1 protein-coding gene is annotated in these 2,908 nt (G+C 38.4%); it reads right to left on the bottom strand.

Annotation, left to right across the window (positions count from 1 at the left end; translation table 11 throughout):
• Positions 1-2,190: restriction endonuclease (locus AC0QT1_RS08400; protein WP_473202107.1), on the bottom strand; the 2,190-nt coding region annotated here is incomplete at its 3' end.
• Between the last annotated feature and the right edge of the window lie 718 nt (positions 2,191-2,908).

The following is a 2,908-nucleotide window of genomic DNA, read 5'->3' as shown; positions in this document are numbered from 1 at the left end:
AATGGCAAATTTCTTCGTTAGAAGGGTTATCAGAGCATTACGGAACTCTTTAAAAAAGGGTAATCTTGTTTGTACTCCAACACTTTGAGCAGGTTCATAGGCAGGTTTTCCAATCTGAAGTCCTGTACTTTCTGATTTCTCATGGATTGAGATTTTATCCTCAACCGCAGTCATACTGTCTAAGGCAAGAATCTCTAGGGTATGACTTACATCTTGCCCTAAAATCATCTGGTTGAGGGTTATCTCAAAATTCTCATCATGGGCAAGCAGAGCATTAATCACTTGCCAGACAACTTTGTATCTCTTGTTGTGTCTTAAAGCCTGTTCAGCAGAAATCCCCGCAGGAACCCCAACGGGTAAAATGATATAGCCTCTTTTTTTGCCCTTGGCACGGCGCATGATACGTCCCACCGCCTGTATGACATCCACATGACTTTTGCGCGGGTGTAAAAACATCACCGCATCAAGAGCAGGAACATCCACACCTTCAGAAAGACAACGGACATTGCTTAACACACGACAAACATTTTCCCCCGCATCTTCTTTTAGCCAATCAAGAGCTTGATTACGTTTTTTAGCACTTTGTTTTCCATCAATATGTTCAAATCTACAATGAAGAGGGGACGTCTTTTTATAGCTTTCATAAAGAGTCCGTAATTCAGACTGAATTTCATCAGAATTGAAGGTATCACGAATGCGTTCAGAGGTTTTAATATCTTTACAAAAAGCTAAAGCCCGCCGCATGGGGCTAGGGTCATCGCTTAAATCAACCTTCAAATCAATTTTACTCAGAGCTTGATAACAGCCTACAATCTTGGTCTTATCATCAAGAATAAGTTCATAATTGTCATCGGTCATAAGATGTTGAATGGATTGAGCCACTGCTTCTTCATTTACACCCAAGACAATAATCTTATAAGGTGCTAACAGGTCATTCTGAACGGCTTTTGAGAAGGTATAAGTGTAAAGGGTTTTTCCATAAAGATCTTCATCATCCATAGAAGCCAGCACGGCATTAATCTCATTGGCTTGTTTCTTGGCATTATCAGTAAAGATCTTTGGAGTTGCTGTCATGTAGAGACGTTTTTTGCCCTGAACAATGCTGTTATCATGAACCTTAACAAATTCCGATTCACTGTTGTCTGTCCCTAATACAGCACCCGTTGTCCTATGGGCTTCATCGCAAATGATCAGATCAAATTCAGGTAAATTATAGTTCTTTTGTGCATCGGATATCACTTGGATTGAATGATAAGTCGAAAACACGACAGTCATCACATCAGGAGAAGTCTTATTGGCTTTGCTAGCAAGCTCTTGTGGATTTGTTGTAGCAGGCAGGACAAGATCAGAGGCGTTAAAATCAGCAGCATCCTCTTGGTTTTTATGCCGCTTGCCAACGTGTGTATCAGAACACACCGCGAAGGACCGCAACGGGACTTGTGCATCCGCTGTCCATTCTCGTATCGTTTGCGAGACTAAAGCCAGAGAAGGCACTAAAAACAAAACACGCTTACCTTTTCCGGCTATTTGTTCTGCTATCTTAAGACTCGTAAAGGTTTTACCGGTTCCACAAGCCATAATCAGCTTGCCACGATCGGCTTCTTTTAAACCCTCACAGACATCTTTAAGCGCTTCTATCTGATGATCTAAAAGCTTTTTCCTCTTTTGCTCTTTAAGGACAATATCTCCTTTTGCTTCAAAAGTACTCCAATCGATTTGGCTTTTTTCGAGATCAAACAGATTAATCTGTTGAATACGGATTTCTTGTCCTTCACAGGTATGAGAAGCATTATCACTCCAATCACTTTCAGTGCTGTCGATAAGAATGCGACGGGAGAAGATCTTTTTTCCAGAGGCAGCGATAAAACTATCAATATCTTCTTTTTTAATGCAATGAGAGGCGTCATAGCATTTGCATTGGATGGCAGCATAGCTTTCTTGATCACGGATTTTAGCAACCAAATCAATTCCAATATCACGACCATCTTCCCCACGCTCTTTAGCCCAGTCGCAATAGGTTTGAACCTTTTCGTATTCTTGGCATTGCAGTGGATCATGGATCAAATAAGCCATGACCAGATTTTCGAAAAGGGTCCCTAATTCACGGGGCGATTGTGCTTTATTACGATAAGATTGTAAGAGAGAGCGTAAAGAAGATTGTTTATTATCAGAATTGAGGATTTGAGACATTATTCAATAAACTCCATTACCTTATAAGATTCAAAGAATCATGATGGAATTTCATAAATACATTTAGAACAAATATCGAGTACCCAATAAACCAAAATGGCGTGAAAACCGATCAAATGCTTCAAAAAAATTTACCAAGATGCACTTATAAACAGCCTATAAACAGCAAAGTGGTGAAATTTGCTATTCATTTTATGAGAAATTAAGACAAATGCGATATGTGTTTTAAGAGATCAAAATGAGTAATTTGATAAATATAAAATGAAACCTTCAAAACCCTCAAAAATCCTCAAAACATATAATATTAGTTGTATTTATGCGTCATATCGTTAATCATCAGTTGTTTTTTGAAAATTGATAAAAATTAACTTATTGAAATATAACACTTTTTATTTTTTACTAAAAATTTTTTTTAAAGGGGGAGGCTAAAAGAACCCTCAAAACCTATAAAAGACATCGTTTTATGCTCTATACATCTGTTAGCACAAAGAACTTTTTACATTTTTTGCTATAGGTTTTGAGAGTATCTTAAGAAGTGCTTCATTGTTGTGTCTTTTGATTTTTCACCAAAGGATGCCATTCATAGCGCATGGTGGGACGACCGCCTTTTTGCTCCTTGTCTTCAGAGATTTCACGAAGATAGTTGCAACGACATAAAACATCTAAAGCTGTTTTAACGGCTTCCTTGTCTTTTAAACGCGTCCAATTACGCTGGTGA

This window comes from Bartonella sp. P12B (genome assembly GCF_055796185.1).
This window is presented reverse-complemented; position numbering and strand designations above follow the sequence as displayed.